The sequence below is a fragment of the Streptomyces sp. NPDC101152 genome, from assembly GCF_044768275.1.
GTDB lineage: Bacteria > Actinomycetota > Actinomycetes > Streptomycetales > Streptomycetaceae > Streptomyces.
Map to the genome: position 1 here is coordinate 71,872 of NZ_JBIWPO010000004.1, position 24,249 is coordinate 96,120.

The 24,249-nt window shown below is 71.0% G+C and carries 19 protein-coding genes; 5 read left to right on the forward strand and 14 right to left on the reverse strand.

Annotated elements, in window-relative coordinates:
- Positions 1 to 54 precede the first annotated feature (54 nt).
- The 8 genes from ACIRVK_RS06645 to iolC form a co-directional block, all read right to left on the reverse strand.
- Positions 55 to 918 carry an ABC transporter permease gene (locus ACIRVK_RS06645; protein WP_404244321.1) on the reverse strand — a complete coding sequence of 288 codons (864 nt, stop codon included), beginning with the start codon at positions 916 to 918 and terminating at the stop codon, positions 55 to 57.
- The gene (locus ACIRVK_RS06650) at positions 915 to 3,566 is read right to left on the reverse strand and encodes an alpha/beta fold hydrolase (protein ID WP_404244322.1); all 2,652 of its coding nucleotides are present in this window, start codon (positions 3,564 to 3,566) and stop codon (positions 915 to 917) included. The genes ACIRVK_RS06645 and ACIRVK_RS06650 overlap by 4 nt, the downstream gene beginning before the upstream one ends.
- Before the next feature lie 208 nt (positions 3,567 to 3,774).
- Positions 3,775 to 5,169, reverse strand: coding sequence for an APC family permease (locus ACIRVK_RS06655; protein WP_404244323.1), 1,395 nt, complete (start codon positions 5,167 to 5,169; stop codon positions 3,775 to 3,777).
- Positions 5,170 to 5,396: 227 nt separating this feature from the next.
- Complete coding sequence (mmsA, locus tag ACIRVK_RS06660) at positions 5,397 to 6,899, reverse strand: CoA-acylating methylmalonate-semialdehyde dehydrogenase (protein WP_404244324.1); 1,503 nt, start codon at positions 6,897 to 6,899, stop codon at positions 5,397 to 5,399.
- A gap of 14 nt (positions 6,900 to 6,913) precedes the next feature.
- The gene (gene iolD, locus ACIRVK_RS06665; protein WP_404244325.1) at positions 6,914 to 8,791 is read right to left on the reverse strand and encodes a 3D-(3,5/4)-trihydroxycyclohexane-1,2-dione acylhydrolase (decyclizing); all 1,878 of its coding nucleotides are present in this window, start codon (positions 8,789 to 8,791) and stop codon (positions 6,914 to 6,916) included.
- Positions 8,788 to 9,615: a 5-deoxy-glucuronate isomerase gene (gene iolB, locus ACIRVK_RS06670; protein WP_404244326.1), complete on the reverse strand. Its 828-nt coding sequence runs from the start codon at positions 9,613 to 9,615 to the stop codon at positions 8,788 to 8,790. Before iolB ends, iolD begins: the two co-directional genes overlap by 4 nt.
- Before the next feature lie 7 nt (positions 9,616 to 9,622).
- The gene (locus ACIRVK_RS06675) at positions 9,623 to 10,504 is read right to left on the reverse strand and encodes a deoxyribose-phosphate aldolase (protein ID WP_404244327.1); all 882 of its coding nucleotides are present in this window, start codon (positions 10,502 to 10,504) and stop codon (positions 9,623 to 9,625) included.
- Positions 10,501 to 11,469 carry a 5-dehydro-2-deoxygluconokinase gene (gene iolC, locus ACIRVK_RS06680; RefSeq protein WP_404244328.1) on the reverse strand — a complete coding sequence of 323 codons (969 nt, stop codon included), beginning with the start codon at positions 11,467 to 11,469 and terminating at the stop codon, positions 10,501 to 10,503. Before iolC ends, ACIRVK_RS06675 begins: the two co-directional genes overlap by 4 nt.
- A 124-nt stretch (positions 11,470 to 11,593) precedes the next feature.
- On the opposite strand from iolC, the gene ACIRVK_RS06685 reads away from it, so the two are divergent.
- From ACIRVK_RS06685 to ACIRVK_RS06695, 3 genes are all read left to right on the forward strand, one after another.
- The gene (locus ACIRVK_RS06685) at positions 11,594 to 12,520 is read left to right on the forward strand and encodes a sugar phosphate isomerase/epimerase family protein (protein ID WP_404244329.1); all 927 of its coding nucleotides are present in this window, start codon (positions 11,594 to 11,596) and stop codon (positions 12,518 to 12,520) included.
- Between the two features lie 289 nt (positions 12,521 to 12,809).
- A complete protein-coding gene (locus ACIRVK_RS06690; RefSeq protein ID WP_404244330.1) occupies positions 12,810 to 13,010 on the forward strand; it encodes a helix-turn-helix transcriptional regulator in 201 nt (66 codons plus the stop codon).
- Positions 13,011 to 13,076: 66 nt separating this feature from the next.
- Positions 13,077 to 13,664: a GNAT family N-acetyltransferase gene (locus ACIRVK_RS06695; protein WP_404244331.1), complete on the forward strand. Its 588-nt coding sequence runs from the start codon at positions 13,077 to 13,079 to the stop codon at positions 13,662 to 13,664.
- Here the strand turns inward: ACIRVK_RS06695 and ACIRVK_RS06700 are convergent.
- Positions 13,645 to 14,688, reverse strand: coding sequence for a zinc-dependent alcohol dehydrogenase family protein (locus ACIRVK_RS06700; protein WP_404244332.1), 1,044 nt, complete (start codon positions 14,686 to 14,688; stop codon positions 13,645 to 13,647). The two genes, ACIRVK_RS06695 and ACIRVK_RS06700, sit on opposite strands and share 20 nt — an antisense overlap.
- A gap of 186 nt (positions 14,689 to 14,874) precedes the next feature.
- Between ACIRVK_RS06700 and ACIRVK_RS06705 the strand changes: the two genes are divergently transcribed.
- The gene (locus tag ACIRVK_RS06705; protein ID WP_404244333.1) at positions 14,875 to 15,114 is read left to right on the forward strand and encodes a heavy-metal-associated domain-containing protein; all 240 of its coding nucleotides are present in this window, start codon (positions 14,875 to 14,877) and stop codon (positions 15,112 to 15,114) included.
- Between the two features lie 22 nt (positions 15,115 to 15,136).
- A complete protein-coding gene (locus ACIRVK_RS06710) occupies positions 15,137 to 17,371 on the forward strand; it encodes a heavy metal translocating P-type ATPase (RefSeq protein WP_404244334.1) in 2,235 nt (744 codons plus the stop codon).
- Between the two features lie 730 nt (positions 17,372 to 18,101).
- On the opposite strand, the gene ACIRVK_RS06715 is transcribed toward ACIRVK_RS06710, so the two are convergent.
- The 5 genes from ACIRVK_RS06715 to ACIRVK_RS06735 form a co-directional block, all read right to left on the reverse strand.
- Entirely contained in the window at positions 18,102 to 19,391 is a 1,290-nt protein-coding gene (locus ACIRVK_RS06715) for a citrate synthase (protein ID WP_404244335.1), read from the reverse strand.
- Positions 19,392 to 19,617: 226 nt separating this feature from the next.
- On the reverse strand, positions 19,618 to 21,888 hold the full coding sequence (locus ACIRVK_RS06720; protein WP_404244336.1) for an ATP-dependent RecD-like DNA helicase: 2,271 nt from the start codon (positions 21,886 to 21,888) through the stop codon (positions 19,618 to 19,620).
- On the reverse strand, positions 21,857 to 22,831 hold the full coding sequence (locus tag ACIRVK_RS06725) for a sugar kinase (RefSeq protein ID WP_404244337.1): 975 nt from the start codon (positions 22,829 to 22,831) through the stop codon (positions 21,857 to 21,859). The genes ACIRVK_RS06720 and ACIRVK_RS06725 overlap by 32 nt, the downstream gene beginning before the upstream one ends.
- Positions 22,828 to 23,598, reverse strand: a complete 771-nt coding sequence (locus ACIRVK_RS06730) for an amino acid ABC transporter ATP-binding protein (protein ID WP_404244566.1) — start codon at positions 23,596 to 23,598, stop codon at positions 22,828 to 22,830. The genes ACIRVK_RS06725 and ACIRVK_RS06730 overlap by 4 nt, the downstream gene beginning before the upstream one ends.
- Positions 23,598 to 24,248 (reverse strand): amino acid ABC transporter permease, encoded by a 651-nt coding sequence (locus ACIRVK_RS06735; protein ID WP_404244338.1) that lies wholly within the window; start codon positions 24,246 to 24,248, stop codon positions 23,598 to 23,600. The genes ACIRVK_RS06730 and ACIRVK_RS06735 overlap by 1 nt, the downstream gene beginning before the upstream one ends.
- Position 24,249 lies beyond the last annotated feature (1 nt).

The following is a 24,249-nucleotide window of genomic DNA, read 5'->3' on the forward strand; positions in this document are numbered from 1 at the left end:
CGCCTGCACGGCGTGCCGTTTGACCGTGAGGGACGGCGTCAGCTCTCCGTTGGCCTAGGACACCACGTCCTTGCGGGCGAAACCCCGGAAGGCCAGGGCGAACAGGACCAGCGCGTACGTTATGGAGATGGCCGTGCCCTGGATCATGCCGGACCACTCCGCGTGCGGCTGGACGGCGTCCGCCCAGGCGTACTGCCAGTGCGCGGGCAGGAAGTCGCGCCAGTGGCCGAGGGCCGTCACCGCGTCCAGGACGTTGCCGACGATGGTCAGGCCGACCGCGCCGCCGACCGCGCCGAGGGGCGCGTCGGTCTTCGTCGACAGCCAGAACGCCAGCCCCGCGGTGACCAGTTGGGACACGAAGATGTACGCCACGACCACCAGCAGGCGCTGGGTCGCCGTGCCGGTGCCCAGCTCGCCGCCGGTGGGGATCTGCAGCGGACCCCAGCCGTAGGCGGCCGTGCCGACGGCGACGGCGACGACCGGCAGCAGGATCATCGCGGCGAGGCTGAGGCCGAGCCCGACGACGAGCTTGGACCACAGCAGGCGGGCCCGGGGCACGGGAGCCGCGAGCAGGTAGCGCAGGGAGGACCAGCCGGCCTCCGAGGCGACCGTGTCCCCGCAGAACAGGGCGACCGGGATCACCAGCAGGAAGCCCGCCGACACGAACAGGTTGACGGCGGCGAAGTTGGCGCCCGACGCCGTCGCCGTGTCCATCAGTGTCACCTGGCCGTTGCGGTCGCTCGGGTTGCCGCCGATCGCGAACGCGATCAGCAGCACGAACGGCAGCACGGCGAGGATCCCGCCCATGACGAGCGTGCGGCGGCGCTTCAACTGCCGTACCAGCTCCACCCGCAGGGGCAGGGTACGGCCCGCCCGGTAGCCGGAGGCGGTCTCGGTGCGCTCGACGAGCGTGCTCATGCGGAACCTCCGATCAGGGTGAGGAAGGCGTCCTCGAGCCGGCGGTGCGGGCCCACCGACTGGACGGGCACCTCGAGCCGGACCAGCTCGACGACCAGGCGCCGGGTGCTGCCGTCGGGGTCGAGCCGGACCAGGAGGCCGCCCTCGGCGGACACCGCCGAGGCGACGCCCGGCAGGGCGGCGACCTTCTCGACGACCGGCTCCTCCACGGGCGCGGCGGTGCCGACGAGCACGGTGTCGCCCGAGCCGACGATCTCGCCGACCGGGCCCGCCTGCACGAGCCGGCCCCGGTCCATGACGACCAGGTGCGTGCAGGTCTGCTCGACCTCCGCGAGGAGGTGGCTGGAGACGATGACCGTGCGGCCGGCGGCCGCGTAGCGGATCATCACCTCGCGCATCTCGCGGATCTGCGGCGGGTCGAGGCCGTTGGTCGGTTCGTCGAGGATGAGCAGGTCGGGCAGGCCGAGCATGGCCTGGGCGATGGCCAGTCGCTGGCGCATGCCCTGGGAGTAGGTGCGCACGGCGCGGGCGAGCGCGTCGCCGAGGCCGGCGATCTCCAGCGCCTCCTCCAGGTGGGCGTCCTCGGGCGGCCGGCCCGTCGCCTGCCAGTACAGCTCCAGGTTCTCCCGGCCGGACAGGTGCGGGAGGAAGCCCGCGCCCTCCACGAAGGCACCGACCCGGGAGAGCACCGGGGAGCCGGGGCGGATGGCGTGGCCGAAGACGCGGATCTCGCCGCCGTCCGGCTTGATCAGGCCCATCAGCATGCGCAGGGTGGTCGTCTTGCCCGCGCCGTTCGGCCCCAGCAGGCCCAGGACCTGGCCCTTCTCGACGCGGAACGACAGGTCCCGGACCGCGTAGCGGTCGGCCGAGCCGGCGTACCGCTTGCTCAGGTCGGTGATCTGGAGCGGTACCTCGGCGAGTTCCGGTGCGGGCGGCGGCGCGGTGGTGGTGCGGCGGCGGCTGGTCAGCAGGAGGGCGAGGGCGATCACCGCGCCGGCCAGCGGGAGCCACCACACCCAGGACGGCAGCGGGGCGGCCGCGGTCCTGACGCCGGGGGCGGTCGGCACCTTCAGGTCGCCCTTCAGGGAGACGGTGTACGTCGCCGGGGCGGACGGGGAGGCGTACCCGAGGTCGGTGGAGGCGAGGACCAGGCGCAGGCGGTGGCCCTGCTCGACCGCGTGGTCGATCGCCGGGAGGGTGATCGTGACGTCCTTGCCGGCCCTGGCGCCCTCGACGCGGACCGGGGTGACCAGCTGGGAGGGCAGCACGGGGGTACCGCGGCCGGGTCCGACGTCGTACACCTTGGCGAACAGGACGGCGTCGTCGCTCGTCGACTGCACGTGCACGGTCACCGTCGGCGACCCGGTGATGCGCAGGGAGGTGGTGAGGGGGGCCGAGTCGAAGTGCGCGTACTGGCCCGGGAAGTCCAGTGAGATCCCGACGCCGAGGGAGGACAGCTGGGCGAGGCCGCCCGCGCCGCCGATGCCGGGCAGGGCGGAGACGCCGGGCGGGGTGGCGCCGGGCGGGTTGTCGAAGCGCTGCTGTGTGCCGCGCAGGGCGACCGGGTGCTCGCCGCTCCGCAGGCCCGGGTACGTGGTGTCGGTGGCGCCCCGCAGCCGGGCTGCGCCGCTGGTGGTGTCGACGCCTCCGGTGCGGGTGACGCGGAAGGCCGGCCCGGTGTCGGTGCCCTTGTGGCCCTTCAGGTACCGGTCGAACCAGGCACGCACGCGTGCCTGCGTACGGCTGGTCTCCATGTCGCCGCCGTCGTGCCCGCCGGCGATCCAGTCGACGTCGACGGGGGCGCCGTTCGCGCGGATGGCCTGGGCGGCGGCGTCGGACTGGCCGAGCGGGAACAGGGAGTCGGTCTGGCCCTGCATCAGGAGGGTGGGCACCTTGATGCGGTCGCCGACGGCGGACGGGGAGCGAGCCTCGAGGAGTGCGCGTGCCTGGGGGTCCGGCTTGCCCGACTGGGCGACCCGCTCATACATCTGGCACAGCTGCGGTTCGAACTTGGCGCAGCCCCCGCCGGAGTTGACGAAGATGCCGGCCCACAGCTTCTTGAACACGCCGTTCGGGAACAGCGCGTCCGCGAGGTTCCAGTACGTGATCTCCGGGGCGATGGCGTCCACGCGGTGGTCGTGACCGGCGGCGAGCAGGGAGATCGCGCCGCCGTACGAGGCGCCGGCGACTCCCACGCGCGGGTCGCCGGGCTTGTCGAGCTGCACCTCGGGCTGCTGGGCGAGCCAGTCGATCAGCTTGGAGACGTCGGCGACCTCGCCCTGGGGGTCGTTGAGGCCGATCCTGCCGGTCGACCTGCCGAAACCCCGGGCGGACCAGGTCAGGACCGCGTAGCCGTCTCTGGCCAGTTCCTGGGCCTGCCCGCGGACGTCCTGCTTGCTGCCGCCGAAGCCGTGCGCGAGCAGTACGGCGGGCCTGCGGCCGGCCGGGCCGGAGGTGAAGAACGAGGTGTCGACGCGGACGCCGTCGATGGCCATGATGCGGTCGGTCTCGTGCACCTTGGGCTTGCTGTCCGAGGCGACGGCCGTCCACGTTCCCGCGCCCGCGAGTACGACGACGGCGGCCCCGGCGGCCAGTAGCCGTCGGGGCCTCCGCAGCAGCCCTCGCGGGTGGGGCAGTCGAAGATCCATGACTTCAACGGTACGGGGCGTTTCCGACAGTGGGGGCAGCCCCTGGGGGGAACTGTGGATGACGACGTACCGCAGTTGGTGTACGGCTACCAGCTCGATCGGTCCTGTGGTCTGCCGGGTGCGGGGTCATGGGGGGTTGGTCGCGCGCACGCGGCGGTAGCCGCATATCGATACAGCCCCGCGCCCCTGGAACGCCCCTTCGGGGCGCTCAGGGCTGTGCGTCCTCCGGGATCGACACGAGCCACCTCGTCTCCCTGCGCGGGCGCAGGTACAGCGCCCAGTACAGGGTCGCGGCCGCCGTGATGCCGCCTGTCCAGAGGAGGTAGCTGGTTTCCTGCTGGGTCAGGATGTAGGCGAGGACGGCGATGAGCAGGATCGGCATCGCGGGCCACAGGGGCATGCGCCAGGCCGGGGTGGCCTTGTGGGCGCCTCGGCGGCTGAGAAGGGCGGCGATCGCGACCAGGAGGTACATGCCGGTCACCGAGACGCCCGTGACGCCGTACAGGGTGTCCAGGTTGACGAAGCAGAGGAGGGCGCCGGGGACGCCCACGGCGAGGGTGGCGACCCAGGGGGAGCCGAAGCGGCCCAGCTTGGAGAAGAGGTTGTTGACGGGCTCGGGCCAGGCCTTGTCGCGGGCCGAGGCGAACAGGACACGGGAGTTCTGGATGACCATGACGATGCCCGCGTTGATGATCGCGAGGGCCACGCAGAGGCTGACGAAGGTGCCGACCGCGGAGTCGGACCAGGCGGTGACCATGGAGCTGATGTCGCCGCCGGTCAGTTCGGAGATGTTCGAGGCGCCCATGGTGATCGCCGCGACCGGCACCAGGATGACCACCGTCGAGATGGCGAGGGTGGCCAGGACCGTACGGGCGACGTTGCGGCGCGGGTTCTCCAGTTCCTCGGAGAGGTAGACGGCCGTCGAGAAGCCCTGGGTGACGAAGAGGGCGATGGCCAGCCCCGACACCACCATCATCGCCGTCACCGTGTCCGCGTGGCCGTGCGCGCCCGCCACCTGCATCGAGGTGAGGCTGCCGAGGCCGCGGTGGCTGTGGGTGAAGCCCAGCAGGGCGACCACGCCGGCCGCGATGACCTCCAGGACCAGGAAGATGCCGGTGATCCAGGCGTTGGCGCGCAGGTCGAGCAGGCCCGCGAGGGTGGCAAGGAGCATCACGCCGGCGCCGGTCATGGCCGGGTCGAGGTGGACGACCGGGGCGAGGTAGTCGGCCGTGCCCATCGCGATCACCGGCGGGACGATCATGACGACGAGCAGGGAGAGGACGAAGACCAGCCAGCCCGCGAGACGGCCGGCCATCGTCGAGACCATGGCGTACTCGCCGCCCGCGCTGGGGATGAGGGTGCCCAGCTCCGAGTAGCAGAACGCCACGGCGATACACAGGAGGGAGCCGATGGCGATGGTCAGGGCGGTGGCGGTGCCCAGCGTGCCGAACAGGTCGGGGACGACCACGAAGAGCGTGGAGGCGGGGGTCACGCAGGAGAGGGTGAGGAGGGTTCCGCCGACGACCCCGATGGAGCGCTTGAGCTTCTGCGGGCCGTGAGGCGCGTCGACGACGGTGTCGACGGGGCGGAGCGTGTCGGTCATGCGCGGTTCCGATCGCCAGGAGCAGGGGATTGCGCTGAATGGAATCCCAACGAAAACCGGCACGTCAATAGTCGTTTACCTACGAAATCCGTAGATCGAAGGGCCCGCTGATCGCGAATACAGCACACTGGTGCGGGAATTCTTCGCCTTTCGCCTGTACGGGAACCGTAGGCCGCGCGCATAAAAAACGGGGCCGTCCGCGATGCGGACGGCCCCCGACGCCTGCGTCAGTGGTTGCGCGGGAAGCCCAGGTCGACGCCGGCGGGGGCGTCGGCCGGGTCGGGCCAGCGGGTGGTGACGACCTTGCCTCGGGTGTAGAAGTGCGTGCCGTCGTTGCCGTAGATGTGGTGGTCGCCGAAGAGGGAGTCCTTCCAGCCGCCGAAGCTGTGGTAGCCGACGGGGACCGGGATCGGGACGTTGACGCCGACCATGCCGGCCTCGATCTCGAGCTGGAAGCGGCGGGCGGCGCCGCCGTCCCGGGTGAAGATCGCGGTGCCGTTGCCGAACGGCGAGGCGTTGATGAGGGCCACGCCCTCCTCGTAGGTGTCCACGCGCAGGACGGTCAGCACCGGGCCGAAGATCTCGTCCTGGTAGGCCTTCGCGGAGGTCGGCACCTTGTCCAGCAGCGAGATGCCGATCCAGTGGCCGTCCTCGAAGCCCTCGACGGTGAAGCCGGTGCCGTCGAGCACGACCTCGGCACCCTCCGCGGCGGCACCGGAGACGTAGGAGGCGACCTTGTCGCGGTGGGCGGCGGTGATCAGCGGGCCCATCTCGGAGGCGGGGTCGTTGCCCGGACCGATCTTGATCTTCTCGGCCCGCTCCCGGATCTTCTCCACCAGCTGGTCGCCGATCGAGCCGACCGCGACGACCGCGGAGATGGCCATGCAGCGCTCGCCGGCGGAGCCGTAGGCGGCGGAGACGGCCGCGTCGGCCGCCGCGTCCAGGTCGGCGTCGGGCAGCACCAGCATGTGGTTCTTGGCGCCGCCGAGCGCCTGTACGCGCTTGCCGTTCGCAGAGGCGGTGGTGTGGATGTAGCGGGCGATCGGGGTCGAGCCGACGAAGGAGACGGCCTTGACGTCCGGGTGCTCGAGGAGGCGGTCCACGGCCACCTTGTCGCCGTGGACGACGTTGAAGACGCCGTCCGGCAGGCCCGCCTCGGCCAGCAGCTCGGCGAGCCTGACGGAGGCCGAGGGGTCCTTCTCGGAGGGCTTGAGGACGAAGGTGTTGCCGGTCGCGATCGCGATCGGGAACATCCACATCGGAACCATCGCCGGGAAGTTGAACGGGGTGATGCCCGCGACCACGCCCAGCGGCTGCCGGATCGAGGCCACGTCGACACGGCTGGCCACCTGGGTGGACAGCTCACCCTTGAGCTGCACGTTGATGCCGCAGGCCAGGTCGACGATCTCCAGGCCGCGGGCGACCTCGCCGAGGGCGTCGGAGTGGACCTTGCCGTGCTCGGCGGTGATCAGCTCGGCGATCGCGTCCCGGTTGGCGTCCAGCAGCGCGCGGAACTTGAAGAGGATCTCGGTGCGCTTGGCCAGCGAGGACTGGCCCCAGGTCGCGTAGGCGTCCTTGGCCACGGCCACCGCCGCGTCCACCTCGTCGACCGAGGCGAACGCGACCTTCGTGGTCACCGCGCCGGTCGCCGGGTCGGTGACCGGGCCGTAGTTCCCCGACGTGCCCTCGGCGGTCTTGCCGCCGATCCAGTGGTTGACGATCTTCGTCATGCCCAGTTGCTCCTTCACAGATGGCGGCGTCGGGTCGAGACGTGCCGTTCGTACAGCTCACGTGCCTTGACCGCCGACGGCCTGGTCGCGGTCTCGGCCACAGGTACATCCCACCAGGCCTGCGCGGGAGGCGCCCCCGACACTGTGTCTGCCGTTTCGGTCTCGACGTAGACACATGTGGGCGTGTCGGCGGCGCGGGCCTCGGCGAGCGCCTCGCGCAGGTCCGAGACGGTCTTCGCGCGCAGCACCCGCATGCCCAGGCTGGCGGCGTTCGCGGCCAGGTCCACGGGCAGCGGCGCCCCCGTGTACGTGCCGTCGTCGGACGGGAAGCGGTAGGCGGTGCCGAACCGCTCGCCGCCCACCGACTCGGACAGGCCGCCGATGGAGGCGTACCCGTGGTTCTGGATCAGCAGGACCTTGATCGCGACGCCTTCCTGCACGGCGGTCACGATCTCCGTCGGCATCATCAGGTACGTGCCGTCGCCGACCAGGGCCCAGACGGGCCTGTGAGGTGCGGCCAGCTTCACGCCGATCGCGGCCGGGATCTCGTAGCCCATACAGGAGTAGCCGTACTCCAGGTGGTACTGGTCCCGCGAGCGCGCCCGCCACAGTTTGTGCAGGTCACCGGGGAGGGACCCGGCCGCGTTGATGATCACATCCGTCTCGTCGACGATCGCGTCCAGCGCACCCAGCACCTGTGGCTGCGTGGGCCGCACGTCCGGCTCGTCGGCCTCGTAGCAGGCGTCGACGCGCTGCTCCCAGCGCTCCTTGTCCTCGGTGTACTCGGCGACGTAGGAGGCGGGGACGCGGTGGTCGTGGATCTCCAGGGCCTGGGTCAGCTCCTCGAGGCCCGAGCGCGCGTCGGCGACCAGCGGGGTGCCGGCCAGTTTGTGGCCGTCGAAGGGCGCGATGTTGAGGTTGAGGAAGCGGACGCCGTCGCCGGTGAAGAGGGTTCCGGAGGCGGTGGTGAAGTCGGTGTAGCGGGTGCCGACGCCGATCACCAGGTCGGCGGTGCGGGCGAGTTCGTTGGCGGTGGCCGTGCCGGTGTGGCCGATCCCGCCGACGTCCTGGGGGTGGTCGTGGCGCAGGGAGCCCTTGCCGGCCTGGGTGGAGGCGACCGGTATGCCGGTGGTCTCCGCGAACTCGGCGAGGGCCTCCTCGGCCCGGCTGTGGCGGACCCCGCCGCCGGCGACGACCAGCGGGCGGCGCGCGGACCTGATCGCCCGTACCGCGGCGGCGAGTTCGGCCGGGTCGGCGCCCGGACGCCGGACGGTCCAGGTGCGCTCGGCGAAGAACTCCTCGGGCCAGTCGTACGCCTCGGCCTGGACGTCCTGCGGGAGGGCGAGCGTCACGGCACCGGTGTCGACGGGGTCGGTCAGCACGCGCATCGCCTGCAGAGCCGCCGGTATCAGGGCCTCCGGCCGGGTCACACGGTCGAAGTACCGCGACACCGGGCGCAGGCTGTCGTTGACCGACACGTCACCGGCGTACGGGACCTCGAGCTGCTGGAGGACCGGGTCGGCGGGGCGGGTGGCGAAGACGTCGCCCGGCAGGAGCAGCACCGGGAGGTGGTTGATCGTCGCGAGGGCGGCGCCGGTCACGAGGTTGGTGGCGCCGGGACCGATGGACGTCGTCACCGCGTGCGTGGACAGGCGGCCCGATTGACGCGCGTAGCCCACCGCCGCGTGCACCATGGCCTGTTCGTTGCGGCCCTGGTGGTACGGCATGTCGTCCGCGTACTCGAGGAGCGCCTGGCCGATGCCCGCCACGTTGCCGTGGCCGAAGATGCCCCAGGTGGCCTGGATCAACCGCCGCCGCTCGCCGTCGCGTTCGGTGTACTGGGCGGACAGGAAGCGGACGAGCGCCTGCGCCACGGTCAGCCGGATACTCATCGGTACCCCTCCGTATGGTCCGGGTGGAAGCAGATCCGCCACTCCCGCGTCTCACCCGGTCCCGCCATGACGTTGAGGTAGTACATGTCGTGGCCGGGCTGGGCGATGGACGGGCCGTGCCATCCGTCGGGAACGAGGACGGCGTCGCCGGAGCGGACCTCGGCGAGGACGTCGGATCCGCCCTCACGGGAGGGAGATACGCGCTGATAGCCGAAACCGTTCGGGCCGTCGATCTCGAAGTAGTAGATCTCCTCCAACTCCGCTTCCACGCCCGGCCGGTGCTCGTCGTGCTTGTGCGGCGGGTACGAGGACCAGTTGCCGCCGGGGGTGACGACCTCGACGGCGATGAGCTTGTCGCAGTCGAAGGCGTCTGCGGAGGCGAAGTTGCGCACGTGGCGCAACTGCGTGCCGCTGCCGCGCTCTTCGACGGGGACCTCCGGCGCGGGGCCGTAGCGGGCGGGGAGTCGTCGCTCGCACTTCGCTCCTGCCAGGGCGAAGCGGCCTCCCGCGCCGGAGGCGATCTGGACCCGGGCGTCCAGGGGGGCGTACGCGAAGTCGGTGGCCGACGCGAACACGCTTTCCCTGCCCAGGAGTTGGAACTCTTCGGTGGTGCCTTCGGTGGAGCTTCGCACCGTACATCCGCCCTCCAGCGGAAGCACGATCCACTCGCTGTCTCCGGTGGTGAAGGTGTGCGTACCCCCCGGCGGCAGCTCCACGATCCGCAGGCTGCAGTACGCCCAGCCCGCGCGCTTGGGGTCGACGTCGAACGCGTAGTTCCCGTCGGCGGTGGTACCCCGCGGAATGTACAGTCCGTCGCTGCTCATGCGGCCCTCACAGCAGTCCTACGGCGGTGTCCACGGCGGCGGCCACATCGCCGTCCGCCGGGTACAGCAGCGAACGGCCGACCACCAACCCCCGCACGGTGGGGAGTTGGAGGGCACCGCGCCACTTCTCGTACGCCCCGTCCTGATCGTCGCCGACCTCGCCGCCCAGCAGTACGGCGGGCAGCGTCGAGGTCTGCATGACCTCGGCCATGTCGTCGGGGTTCTCGGTGACGGGGAGCTTCAGCCAGGTGTAGGCCGACGTCCCGCCCAGGCCGGAGGAGATGGCGATCGACCGGGTGACGGCCTCCGCGGAGAGGTCGTTCTTCAGCCTGCCCTCCTCGGTGCGGCGGCTGATGAACGGCTCGACGAAGACCGGGAGTCGGCGCGCGGCCATGTCGTCGATGGCGCGGGCGGTGGACTCCAGGGTGGTCAGGGAGCCCGGGTCGTCGTAGTCGATGCGCAGGAGCAGCTTGCCGGCGTCGAAGTTCAGCCGTTCGATGTCCTCGGGGCGGTGGCCGGTGAAGCGGTCGTCGAGCTCGAAGGCGGCGCCCTGCAGGCCGCCGCGGTTCATGGAGCCCATGACGACCTTGGACTCCAGGGCGCCGAGCAGCAGCAGGTCGTCGAGGATGTCGGCGGTCGCGAGGACGCCGTCCACGCCGGGCCGGGACAGCGCCAGGCAGAGGCGTTCGAGCAGGTCGGCGCGGTTGGCCATGGCCAGCTTGCGGTCGCCGACCCCGAGCGCGCCCCGGGCCGGGTGGTCGGCGGCGACGATCATCAGGCGACCGCTCGCACCCACCAACGGACGCCGGGCACGCCGGGCGGCGGCCTCCGCTATCGCCTCGGGGCGGTGGGTGCGCAGGCGGACCAGCTCCGCCACGTCGACGCTCACAGCACGGCTCCCGCCGTGAGCGCCGCCTCGACCTCGGCCGGGGTCGGCATGGCGGAGGAGCACTCCAGGCGGGAGGCGACGATGGCGCCGGCCGCGTTGGCGTGCCGCATGATCGTCTCCAGGTCCCAGCCGGCCAGCAGACCGTCGCACAGGGAGCCGCCGAAGGCGTCCCCGGCGCCGAGTCCGTTGAGGACGTTGACCGGGAGGGGCGGCACCTCGGCGGACTCGCCCTTGCTGTTGACGGCGAGGACGCCCTTGGGGCCCTGCTTGACGACCGCGAGCTCCACACCCGCGTCCAGCAGCGCCTGCGCGGCGGCCTGCGGTTCGCGCACGCCGGTCGCGACCTCCACCTCGTCCAGGTTGCCTACCGCCACGGTGGTGTGGCGCAGGGCCTCTTTGTAGAAGGGGCGGGCGACTTCGGACGGGTCCTTCCGAGCTGCGTCTTTCCAGAACATGGGGCGCCAGTCGAGGTCGAAGACCGTCGTACCGGACTTGGCGCGGTGGGCGAGGGCCGCGAGGGTCGCCGTGCGGCTGGGCTCCTCGCTCAGACCGGTGCCGGTGACCCAGAAGATGCCGGCCTCGCGGATGGCGTCGAGGTCCAGTTCGTGGGCGTCGATCTCGAGGTCCGGCGCCTTGGGCTGCCGGTAGAAGTACAGCGGGAAGTCGTCCGGCGGGAAGATCTCGCAGAAGGTGACCGGCGTGGGCAGTCCCGGTACCGGGGTCACCCAGCGGTCGTCGACACCGAAGCCCTGGAGGGCCTCGTGCAGGTAGGCGCCGAAGGGGTCGTCGCCGGTGCGGGTGATCACCGCGGTGCGGCGCCCGAGGCGGGCGGCGGCCACCGCGACGTTCGTCGCCGAACCGCCGAGGAACTTGCCGAAGCTCGTCACCTGCGGCAACGGGACGCCGGTCTGGAGCGGATACAGGTCCACACCGATCCGCCCCATGGTGATCAGGTCGTACGCCATCGACTTCCCTTCGTTGCGGCTCTCCCCGCGTTTGTAGTCCCGGGCAAGGAGCCCTGTCAATGTTTTGTCCAGACATTCGGACGACACCTTGACAGCGCTTACCGGCGCCCGGAAGCTGACCGGCATGACCTCGTTGTCCCCCTCCCCCGCCACTTCCGCCCTGTCCCGCATCCGGATCGGATCGGCGCCCGACTCCTGGGGCGTCTGGTTCCCGGACGACCCGCAGCAGGTTCCCTGGCAGCGTTTCCTCGACGAGGTGTCGCAGTCCGGGTACGAGTGGATCGAGCTCGGTCCGTACGGCTACCTGCCGACCGATCCCGCCGTCCTCACCGAGGAGACCGCGCGCCGTGGCCTGAAGGTGTCGGCGGGGACCGTCTTCACGGGACTGCACCACGGCGAGTCCGTGTGGGAGAAGACGTGGGCGCACGTCGCCGACAACGCGGTCCTCGCGCAGGCCATGGGCGCCTCCCACCTGGTCGTCATCCCGTCGTTCTGGCGGGACGACAAGACCGGTGAGGTGCTGGAGCCGGACACGCTGACGGCCGAGCAGTGGCGCAACCTGACCTCGCTGACCGAGCGGCTCGGTCGTGAGGTGCGGGAGCGGTACGGGCTGCGGATCGTCGTCCACCCGCACGCCGACACCCACATCGACAGCGAGGAGAACGTCGTCCGGTTCCTCGACGGGACGGACTCCTCCGTGGTGTCGCTGTGCCTGGACACGGGCCACTACGCGTACTGCGGCGGCGACAGCGTGAAGCTGATCGAGACGTACGGGGAGCGGATCGGGTACCTGCACCTCAAGCAGGTGGACCCGGAGATCCTGGCGGACGTACGGGCCAAGGGCACGCCGTTCGGGCCCGCCGTGGCCCAGGGCGTGATGTGCGAGCCGCCCGCCGGTGTGCCGGCCCTCGGGCCGGTGCTGGAGGCCGCGCAGAAGCTGGACGTCGACCTGTTCGCGATCGTCGAGCAGGACATGTACCCCTGCGAGCCGGACAAGCCGCTGCCGATCGCCCAGCGGACGCGGGCGTTCCTGCGGTCCTGCGGGGCGTAGCAGGACCGGCCGGCACCCTCACGGGAAGTGGGGGTGCCGTCGCCGATGTCAACGCGCCGCGCCCGTGAGCCCGCGTAGGCCTTTGCAGCACTCCTGTCACAAACACCCCCGTGGTGTCACGCATGTCGCGTGTACGCGGGTCCCGCGTCACACCCCGCGCACAGGCCCTGACCCGTCCTCGGCGGGCGTCGTTCACGACACACAGGCTTTGTGATCGCCAGCGCTGCGCCCGGCTCCCCCGACGGCCGCCCCCGGCCGCCCCCGCGGTGCGCGCAGGGAGGTGCGTTTCATGACCGATCGACGGCTCTGGTCGTACAAGGAGATCGCGGCGCACATCAAGGTGCAGCCGGACACCGTGCGGTCCTACCGCAAGCACGGGCTGCTGCCTCCACCGGACCACGTCGAGGGCGGCAAGCCCTTCTGGTACGCCGACACGGTCCGCAGGTGGGTCGCCTCCCGCCCGGGCAACCGCGGCCGCAGGGACGACTGATCCCGGTCGCCCGCCCACCGTGAAAACCACCTGTGCCCCACCCGCCCCGTGGGGCACAGTCGTCCGATGAGCGACTTCTCCGTGAAACCGGTCCTGAGAGGCGAGAAGACCGTCCTGCGCCCCTTCACCGAGGCCGACGCGGACGCCGTCTGGGAGATCGTCCAGGATCCCGAGGTCATCCGCTTCACCTTCGAACCCTCCACCGAACTGACCCTTGAAGGTCTGCGTTCCTGGTACGGGACCCGCGCCGCCGCCCCCGACCGCCTCGACCTGGCGGTCACCGACCCCGCCGACGGCGAGGTCCTGGGCGAGGTCGTCCTGTACGAGTGGGATCCGGCAGCGCGCAGTTGCACGTTCCGCACGCTCCTCGGGCCCCGGGGCCGCGGCCGGGGGATCGGTACCGAGGCCACGCGGCTCGTGGTGGGCTACGGCTTCGAACAACTCACCCTGCATCGCGTCCAGTTGGAGGCGTACGGCCACAACCGGCGGGCCCTGCACGTCTACGAGAAAGTCGGGTTCGTGGTGGAAGGCGTACGCAGAGAGGCGCAGTGGCGGGACGGCCGGTGGGTCGACGAGGTGGTCATGGGGCTCCTCGACCGGGAGTGGGTCGTCCATCGCGGGCGGCCCGCGAGCGTCACTTCCACGGGGCGATGACCGTGACGCCCGCTCCCGGTGCCGTTCCCATCGCCGCCAGGGCGGCCGGGGTCGCGTCCAGGGGGATGGTGGACGTGACCAGGAGGTCGGGGCGCAGGACGCCTGCCCGGACCAGCTCCAGCATCGGCGGATAGGCGTGCGCGGCCATGCCGTGGCTGCCGAGGAGTTCCAGTTCCAGGGCGATGGCGCGGGCCATCGGGACCGGGGTCGTGCCGTCCGGCGAGGGGAGCAGCCCCACCTGGACGTGCCGGCCGCGGCGACGCAGGCCGTTCACGGACGCCACGCAGGTGACGGGGGAACCGAGGGCGTCCAGCGACAGATGGGCGCCGCCCCCGGTCACGTCACGGACCGCCGCCGCCGTGTCCGGCACCCGCGTGGCGTCCACCACCTCCGTCGCCCCGAACGTCCGCGCCAGGTTCAGCGCCGCCGGCGACACGTCGACGGCGACCACCCGCGCCCCGGCCGCCGCCGCGATCATCACCGCGGACAGCCCCACCCCGCCGCAGCCGTGCACGGCGACCCACTCCCCCGCCGCGACCCGCCCCTGCTGCACGACCGCCCGGAACGCCGTCGCGAACCGGCAGCCCAGGGAGGCGGCGGTGGCGTATGACAGGTCGTCCGGGATCGCCACGAGGTTGACGTCGGCATGGTCGAGGGCGACGTACTGCGCGAAGGAACCCCAGTGGGTGAAGCCGGGCTGGGTCTGCCCTTCGCAGACCTGCTGGTCGCCCGCGGCGCAGGCCGCGCAGGTGCCGCAGGCGCACACGAAGGGGACGGTCACCCGGTCACCGGGGCGCCAGGCGCTCACGCGGGGCCCGACCGACTCGACGACACCGGCGAGTTCGTGACCGGGCACGTGCGGCAGCGTGATGTCGGGGTCGTGGCCCTGCCAGCCGTGCCAGTCGCTGCGGCACAGACCGGTGGCCTCCACCCGGACGACCACGCCGTGCTCGGCGGCCACCGGGTCGGCGACCTCCCGCACCTCGGCGGATTCGCCGAACCGTTCGAAGACCACCGCGCGCATGGTTCATCCCCTCGATGTCCTACTTCGATGTCTCACTGACGCTCCCGATCATCCCGAACCTCTCACGGAAGCCGCCGATCCCGGCCGCCCCTTCCTTGGATTCATACCCCCTAGGGGTATAGTGTCAATAACGAGGACCCCACCGTGGGTCACACAGGTCCCCCACGCCTCCACGAGGAGAACGACATGACCGCCCAGTCCGACACCCAGGGTTCCGTCACCGCCGTCTACAAGGTGAGCGGGATGAGCTGCGGACACTGCGAGGGGTCCGTCTCCAGCGAGATCTCGGAGATCCCCGGCGTTACTTCGGTCAAGGCCGTCGCCTCGGCCGGCGAGGTCACCGTCGTCTCCGCGGCCCCGCTGGACGAGGCCGCGGTCGCCGCCGCCGTCGACGAGGCGGGCTTCGAACTCGTCGGCCGGGCCTGACGGGCAGCGCAGGAGGCAGGACATGACCGCCACCACGCAGACGCCCATAGCCGACACGGCCGAAGTCGAGCTGCTCATCGGCGGCATGACCTGCGCCTCCTGCGCGGCCCGCGTCGAGAAGAAGCTCAACCGCATGGACGGCGTCACCGCCACGGTGAACCTCGCGACCGAGAAGGCCAAGGTCAGCTATCCCGCGGGCATCCAGGTCGCCGACCTGATCGCCACCGTCGTCAAGACGGGGTACACCGCCGAGGAGCCCGCGCCGCCCCGGCCGGCCGAGGACGAGCCGACGGCGGCCGAGGACGACCCCGAACTCGCCTCCCTGCGGCAGCGCCTCACCGTTTCCGTCCTGCTCGCGGTCCCGGTCGTCCTGCTGTCGATGATCCCGGTACTGCAGTTCGACGACTGGCAGTGGCTGGCGCTCACCCTCGCCGCCCCCGTCGTCGTCTGGGGCGGCCTGCCCTTCCATCGGGCCGCCTGGACCAACGCCCGGCACGGCGCGGCGACCATGGACACGCTGGTGTCGGTCGGCACGCTCGCCGCGTTCGGCTGGTCGCTGTGGGCGCTGTTCTTCGGCGACGCGGGCATGCCGGGCATGCACGACGAGTTCCGGTTCACCGTCTCGCGCGCCGACGGCGCCTCCGCGATCTACCTGGAGGTCGCCGCCGGAGTCGTCGCGCTCATCCTGCTGGGCCGCTGTCTGGAGGCCCGCTCCAAGCGGCGCGCGGGGGCCGCGCTCAGGGCGCTGATGGAGCTGGGCGCCAGGGAGGTCTCCGTCCTGCGGGACGGGCGCGAGGTCCGCGTCCCGGTGTCCCGCCTCGCCGTCGGGGACCGTTTCGTCGTCCGGCCCGGCGAGAAGATCGCCACCGACGGCACCGTCGTCGAGGGCGCCTCCGCGGTGGACGCGTCCATGCTGACCGGCGAGTCGGCGCCGGTGGACGTGGGCGTCGGCAGCGCGGTCACCGGGGCCACCGTCAACGCCGGTGGCCGCCTGGTCGTCCGGGCCACGCGCGTGGGCGCCGACACCCAGCTCGCGCGGATGGCGCGGCTGGTGGAGGACGCGCAGAACGGCAAGGCGCGGGTGCAGCGGCTCGCCGACCGGATCTCGGCGGTCTTCGTGCCGGCCGTGATCCTGCTCGCCGTCGGCACCTTCGGGGGGTGGCTCGGCGTCACCGGCGACACCGCCGCCGCGTTCACCGCGGCCGTCGCGGTCCTGATCATCGCCTGCCCGTGCGCGCTGGGCCTCGCGACACCGACCGCGCTGATGGTCGGCACGGGGCGCGGCGCCCAGCTCGGCATCCTGATCAAGGGTCCCGAGGTGCTGGAGTCCACGCGCCGCGTCGACACCGTCGTCCTCGACAAGACCGGCACGGTCACCACGGGCCGCATGACCCTCCAGGACGTGTACGTCGCCGACGGCACCGACGAGAAGGAGGTCCTGCGGCTCGCGGGCGCCGTCGAGCACGCCTCCGAACACCCGGTCGCCCGTGCGGTCACCGCGGGCGCCGAGGAGCGGCTCGGCCGGCTGCCGGAGGTCACCGACTTCGAGAACGTGCCCGGCCGCGGCGTGCGGGGCCGGGTGGAGGGCCGCGAGGTGGCCGTGGGGCGCCTCTACGACACGCTGCCCGAGGAACTGTCCCGGGCCAGGTCCGAGGCCGAGAGGGACGGCCGTACGGCCGTCGTGGTCGGCTGGGGCGGGGTGGCACGCGGTGTCGTCGCGGTCGCGGACACGGTGAAGCCGTCCAGCGCCGAGGCGGTGCGCGAGCTGCGCGCTCTGGGGCTCACGCCGGTGCTGCTGACCGGGGACAACCGGGCGGTCGCCGAGGCGGTGGCGCGGGAGGTCGGCATCGACCAGGTGGTCGCGGAGGCCCTGCCCGAGGACAAGGTGGCCGCCGTACGGCGCCTGCAGGGCGAGGGACGGGTCGTCGCGATGGTCGGCGACGGGGTCAACGACGCGGCCGCGCTCGCCGCCGCCGATCTGGGGCTCGCGATGGGCACCGGCACGGACGCGGCGATCGAGGCCGGCGATCTGACGCTGGTGCGCGGGGACCTGCGGGTGGCGGCGGACGCGATCCGGCTGTCGCGCAGGACGCTCGCCACGATCAAGGGAAACCTCGTCTGGGCGTTCGGCTACAACGTCGCCGCGCTGCCGCTCGCCGCCGCGGGGCTGCTGAATCCGATGATCGCCGGGGCCGCGATGGCTTTCTCATCCGTCTTCGTGGTCACCAACAGTCTCAGACTGCGGACGTTTCACTGAACTTCGGCCAAGTTACTGCGGGTTACCGGCAGGAGAAGTAAGAGCACCCCTAGAGTCCGGCCTCGGGCTCACATAAGCTCTTCACAAGGCTCGCGCATCATCCTTACGCTTGAGCCCCGATCAACGCATCGGGGCTCTTGCGCATCAAACGGACAAATGCAAGAGATGCAGATCACAGTGATGTGAACGTAACCATCGAAGGGGTTCGAAGGTCTAAGTTGACGATGTCAGGGAGCGTCTTGGGGGGCGCGAACTGGCATCTGAGGATGTCTTGGGGGACTTCCTCAGAGATGCGTTGCCGGGACACGTGCGTCGGGAAGCTTTGAGCGGCCCTCCCGAGCGTGCGCTGTCCCGGCAGATCGCACACCAGGAGTACGGCGAGTTTTGCTCATTCTGCTCAACCCGCCGTACCCACCAGCGATTCAGGCGCTGTCCTCACAGACGCCCGGCCGGATCCCGTGGGGGGAATCCGCACCGGGACATGGGAAGGCGCCCTGGACGTCGGCCCGTGGGGGGACCGCCGCCAGGGCGCCTTCCGCTTTGTTCAGTTACTGCTTCTCCGCAGTTGCGTTCGCCTTCCGAGGCTCGCCGACTGCAGCGCCGGTAAGGGGCGCGGGGCTGTATCGATGTGCGGCTCCGCCGCGTGGGCGCGACCGGCCACACTCGGCCGGCAGCCGCCCACGCACCCCCAGTGGCAACCCTCTAGGCGCCCCCGCACCCCGCCGGCAGGCTACCGCTGCTCGACCGGCACGAAGTCCCGCTCGACAACACCCGTGTAGATCTGCCGCGGCCGCCCGATCCGAGACCCCGGCTCCTTGATCATCTCGTGCCACTGCGCGATCCACCCCGGCAGCCGGCCGAGCGCGAACAGCACCGTGAACATCTCGGTCGGGAAGCCCATGGCCCGGTAGATCAGACCGGTGTAGAAGTCCACGTTCGGGTAGAGGCTGCGCGAGACGAAGTAGTCGTCGGAGAGCGCGTGCTCCTCCAGCTTCAGCGCGATGTCCAGCAGCTCGTCGGACTTGCCGAGCGCGGACAGCACGTCGTGGGCCGCCGCCTTGATGATCTTCGCGCGCGGGTCGAAGTTCTTGTAGACCCGGTGGCCGAAGCCCATCAGCCGGACGCCGTCCTCCTTGTTCTTCACCTTGCGGATGAAGGAGTCGACGTCGCCGCCGGAGTTCTGGATGCCCTCGAGCATCTCCAGCACCGATTGGTTGGCACCGCCGTGCAGCGGGCCCCACAGGGCGTTGATACCGGCCGAGATCGACGCGAACATGTTCGCCTGCGAGGAGCCGACCAGGCGGACCGTCGACGTCGAACAGTTCTGCTCGTGGTCGGCGTGCAGGATCAGCAGCTTGTCGAGCGCGGCGACGACGACCGGGTCGGGGTCGTACTCCTGGGCCGGCACCGAGAAGGTCATCCGCAGGAAGTTCTCGACGTAGCCGAGGTCGTTGCGCGGGTAGACGAACGGGTGACCGATCGACTTCTTGTACGCGTACGCGGCGATCGTGGGAAGCTTGGCGAGCAGGCGGATCGTCGAGAGGTTGCGCTGCTTCTCGTCGAACGGGTTGTGGCTGTCCTGGTAGAACGTGGACAGCGCGGAGACGACCGACGACAGCATGGCCATCGGGTGGGCGTCGCGCGGGAAGCCCTTGTAGAAGTTCTTGACGTCCTCGTGCAGCAGGGTGTGCTGCGTGATGTCGTTCTTGAACGAGGAGAGCTCGTCGACGGTCGGCAGCTCGCCGTTGATCAGCAGGTAGGCGACCTCCAGGAACGTCGAGCGCTCGGCGAGCTGCTCGATCGGGTAGCCGCGGTACCGGAGGATGCCCGCCTCGCCGTCGAGGTAGGTGATGGCGGATTTATAGGCAGCGGTGTTCCCGTAGCCGCTGTCCAGGGTGACCAGCCCGGTCTGGGCGCGGAGCTTCCCGATGTCGAAGCCCTTGTCGCCGACGGTGCTGTCGATCACCGGGTAGGTGTACTCGCCGTCGCCGTACCGCAGTACTACAGAGTTGTCGCTCACGTCTTCCCTCACCGACGTAGTGCCTCATCTTCGAGGTTGCCCTGACTGTCTCTACCTTCCCCCAATTGGCTCAGGAGAGTGCACTCGGGGTCGACCATCGGGCCTATCGGCGGCACTGAGTGCCGCCAACTTGCCCATCCTGCCCCCTGTCTTCGCCATCCGGAAGGGCTCTGTGACCTTCACGACTCATTTGATCGATCATTTTTCGAGATGTCGAGACGAGTCCTCAAGACGAGTCCTCGACATGAGCCCTTGAGACGAGTCGGAAGTCCAGCGCCGTACAGCGCCGCCCCGCCGACACCGTGCGCACCGCCTGTCCGATCGCCTTGCGCGACCCGACCAGCACCACCAGCTGCTTGGCCCGGGTGACGGCCGTGTAGAGAAGGTTCCGCTGGAGCATCATCCAGGCCCCGGTGGTGACCGGGATCACCACGGCGGGATATTCACTCCCCTGCGAGCGGTGAATGGTCACCGCGTACGCGTGGGCCAGCTCGTCCAGTTCGTCGAACTCGTACGCGACCTCCTCGTCCTCGTCCGTGAGCACCGTCAGGCGCTGGTCGACCGGGTCGAGCGAGGTGACAACGCCCACGGTGCCGTTGAAGACACCGTTCTTGCCCTTCTCGTAATTGTTGCGAATCTGGGTGACCTTGTCGCCGACACGGAAGACCCGCCCACCGAACCGCTTCTCCGGCACGTCCGGGCGGCCGGGGGTGATGGCCTGCTGCAGCAGGCCATTGAGGGTGCCGGCCCCCGCAGGCCCCCGATGCATCGGCGCCAGCACCTGCACGTCCCGCCGCGGATCCAGCCCGAACTTGGCCGGAAGCCGACGGGCGGCCACGTCCACGGTCAACCGCCCGGCCTCCTCCGTGTCGTCCTCGACGAAGAGGAAGAAGTCCTTCATGCCGTCGGTGACGGGGTGCTGCCCGGCGTTGATCCGGTGGGCGTTGGTCACCACCCCCGACTGCTGCGCCTGCCGGAACACGCGCGTCAGGCGCACCGCCGGAATCGGGCTGCCGTCGGCCAGCAGATCCCGCAGCACCTCACCCGCGCCGACGCTGGGCAGCTGGTCCACGTCCCCCACGAACAGCAGATGCGCCCCCGGCGGTACGGCCTTCACCAGCTTGTTGGCGAGCAGCAGGTCCAGCATCGACGCCTCGTCGACCACCACCAGGTCGGCCGGGAGCGGCCGGTCCCTGTCGTACGCCGCGTCGCCACCCGGCTTCAGCTCTAGCAGCCGGTGCACGGTGGACGCCTCCGCGCCGGTGAGCTCCGCCAGCCGCTTGGCGGCCCGCCCGGTAGGAGCGGCCAGCACCACCCGCGCCTTCTTCGCCCTGGCCAGCTCGACGATCGACCGCACCGTGAAGGACTTGCCGCAGCCGGGACCACCGGTCAGCACAGCGACCTTCTTCGTCAGCGCCAGCTTGACGGCCGCCTCCTGCTCGGGCGCGAGCTCGGCTCCGGTCCGCCCCTTCAGCCAGGCGAGCGCCTTGTCCCAGGCCACGTCCAGGAACCCGGGCATCCGGTCCTCGTCGGTACGCAGCAGCCGCAACAGCTGGGCGGAGAGGGCGAGTTCGGCACGGTGGAAGGGGACGAGGTAGATCGCGGTGATCTCCTCACCGTGCTCCCCGGGGACCTTCTCCCGTACGACCCCGGGGTCCCCACCGTCCTCGGGCACCTCCGCCAGCTCCGCGAGGCACTCGATGACGAGCCCGGTGTCGACCTGCAGCAGCTTCACCGCGTCCGCGATCAGCCGCTCCTCGGGGAGGTAGCAGTTGCCCTGGTCGGTGGCCTGGGACAGCGCGTACTGCAGGCCCGCCTTCACCCGCTCCGGGCTGTCGTGCGGGATCCCGACGGACTGGGCGATCTTGTCGGCGGTCAGGAACCCGATGCCCCAGACGTCGGCGGCGAGCCGGTACGGCTGGTTCTTGACGACGGAGATCGATGCGTCGCCGTACTTCTTGTAGATCCGGACCGCGATCGAGGTCGACACCTCCACGGTCTGCAGGAAGAGCATGACCTCCTTGATCGCCTTCTGCTCCTCCCAGGCGTCGGCGATCTTCTTCGTCCGCTTCGGCCCGAGCCCGGGCACCTCGATGAGCCGCTTGGGCTCCTCCTCGATGATCTGCAGGGTGTCCAGGCCGAAGTGCTGGGTGATGCGGTCCGCGAACACCGGCCCGATGCCCTTGACGAGCCCCGATCCCAGGTAACGCCGGATGCCCTGGACGGTGGCCGGCAGCACGGTCGTGTAGTTCTCCACGGTGAACTGCTTGCCGTACTGGGGGTGCGACCCCCACCGCCCCTCCATCCGCAGCGACTCCCCCACCTGCGCTCCGAGCAGCGCGCCGACGACCGTGAGCAGATCGCCGCCGCCTCTGCCGGTGTCGACGCGGGCGACCGTGTAGCCGTTCTCCTCGTTGGCGTACGTGATGCGCTCCAGCACGCCTTCGAGTACGGCGAGCCGTCGTTCACCCGTGGGATTCCCCGCCTGTTGCGCCATGATCCGACGGTACCGGTGCGGTCTGACACAGGGGGACGGCATCCTCGGGAGTGGCCAGGGCCGCGGCGGCGACGAGGTGCCCCAGGCGCAGGCCGGCCTCGGGGCCGCGGCCTTCGAGGAGGGCCGCCAGGTAACCGGCGGCGAAGGCGTCACCGGCGCCCACCCGTTCCACGATCCGGGTGGCCGGTGCGGGCACGAAGACCTCGGTGCCGTCGGCGCCGTACGCCGTCGCGCCGTACCCCGCGTCCTTGACGACGAGGGTCCGGCCGGGGCCTCGCGGGCCGAGCAGGTCGCTGACGGCCGCGGCGGTGCAAGTGCCCCACAGCGTCTCGGCCTCGTCGCGGCCGACGAACACCAGGTCGGCCGCGCGGGCCAGGTCGAGGAGCACGGGGGCCGCGTCGTGCGGTCGGTCCCGCCACAGGGACGGGCGGTGGTTGACGTCGAAGGAGATCAACGGTCCGGGTACGGCGCGGCGGACGACGAGGCGCGTGACGAGCGCCGCGCAACTGGCCGAGAGGGCGGGGGTGATGCCGGAGAGGTGGAGGACCCGGGCCCGCTGGAGGAACGGCAGGTCGGCCAGGGCCGGGTCCATGGCGGAGGCGGCCGAGCCGCGCCGGTAGTAGTGGACGCCGGTGCCGTCGGGGCCGGGATCCTTGAAGTAGAGGCCGGTCGGTCGCCTCGGGTCCGTGCGGGCGGCGGAGACGTCCACGCCCCGGTCGGCCAGGTCGTCGAGCACGCGCCGGCCGAGCGGATCGTCGCCGACCCTGCCGAGCCAGGCCGCGCGGTGGCCGAGGGCGACCAGGGCGCAGGCGACGTTGGACTCGGCACCGCCCACGGAGAGGGTCAGGGTCCTCTGCCGGGCGAGGGGACGGGCGGTGTCGGCCGGGGCGAGGACGGCCATGGTCTCGCCGATGCAGACCACGTCCGCGTGATCATCCCTCACGTGTCCAGGACCCGGTGCAGGAACCGCTGGGTGCGCTGCTCGGCCGGGTTGCCGAACACCTGCTCCGGAGGCCCCTGTTCGAGGACGACGCCGCCGTCCATGAAGACGACGCGGTCGGCGGTGTCCTTGGCGAAGCGCATCTCGTGCGTGACGACGACCATGGTCATGCCGTCCTCGGCGAGGGAGCGCATGACGCCGGTGACCTCGCCGACGAGTTCGGGGTCGAGGGCGGAGGTCGGCTCGTCGAAGAACATGATCGCGGGGTCCATGGCGAGCGCGCGGGCGATGGCGACGCGCTGCTGCTGGCCGCCGGAGAGCTGGGCGGGGTAGGCGTCGGCCTTCTCGGACAGCCCGACCCGCTCCAGGGCTGCCCGGCCGCGCTCCTCGGCCTCCGCGCGCGAGAGCTTGCGTACCTTCAGCAGGGCGAGGGTGACGTTGCCGAGGGCCGTCTTGTGCGGGAAGAGGTTGAACTGCTGGAAGACCATGCCCACATGACCGAAGATCTCGGGGGCGCGCTTGCGGTCGTGCAGGGGTACACCGTTCACCCACACCTCGCCGTCGTCGGCCCGCTCCAGATCGCACATGATGCGCAGCAGCGTGGACTTGCCGGAGCCGCTGGCGCCGATGAGGACGACGACCTCGCCCGGCTCCACGTCGATGTCGACGCCCTTGAGGACCTCCAGGTCGCCGAAGCGCTTGTGCACACCGGAGAGGGAGATGCGAGCGGGGGCCGCCGCCTGCTGCGGTGCGGCGGGATCGGTGATCATCATGCGGTGACGGCCTTTCGCTCCATGCGCCGCACGAGCAGCGACAGCGGGTAGCAGATGACGAAGTAGAGGGCGGCGACGGCGATGTAGGAGGTCGCCGGGGAGCCCACGCGGTCGATGACGGCCTGGCCCTGGCGGACCAGTTCGACGTACCCGATGACCACGGCGATGGAGGTGTCCTTGATCAGGGAGAGGTACTGGCCGACCAGTGGTGGCAGCACGATCGCGCGGGTCTGGGGCAGTACGACGCTCACGAACGTCCGCCCCCGGCCCAGGCCCAGTACCCGCGCCGCCTCCCACTGGCCGCGCGGCACCGCCTCGATGCCGGCCCGGAAGATCTCGGCGATGTAGGCGCCCTGGTAGAGGGTGAGGGCGAACAGCGCGGCGCCGAAGATGGTGACGCCGAACCCGGTCAGGTAGGTGGCGCCGAAGTAGATGAACAGCATCTGGATGAGCAGCGGGGTGCCGCGGAAGACCTCCAGGTAGCCGCGGGCGAGCTGGGCCAGCACCGGTATGCGGCTGGTGCGGATCGCGGCGACGACCAGGCCGAGGAGGGTGCTGGTGGCGATCGCGGCGAGCGAGAGCTGGACGGTGGACCACAGACCCGACACGTACAGCTCGCGGTTGGACCAGATGAGGGACCAGTCCATC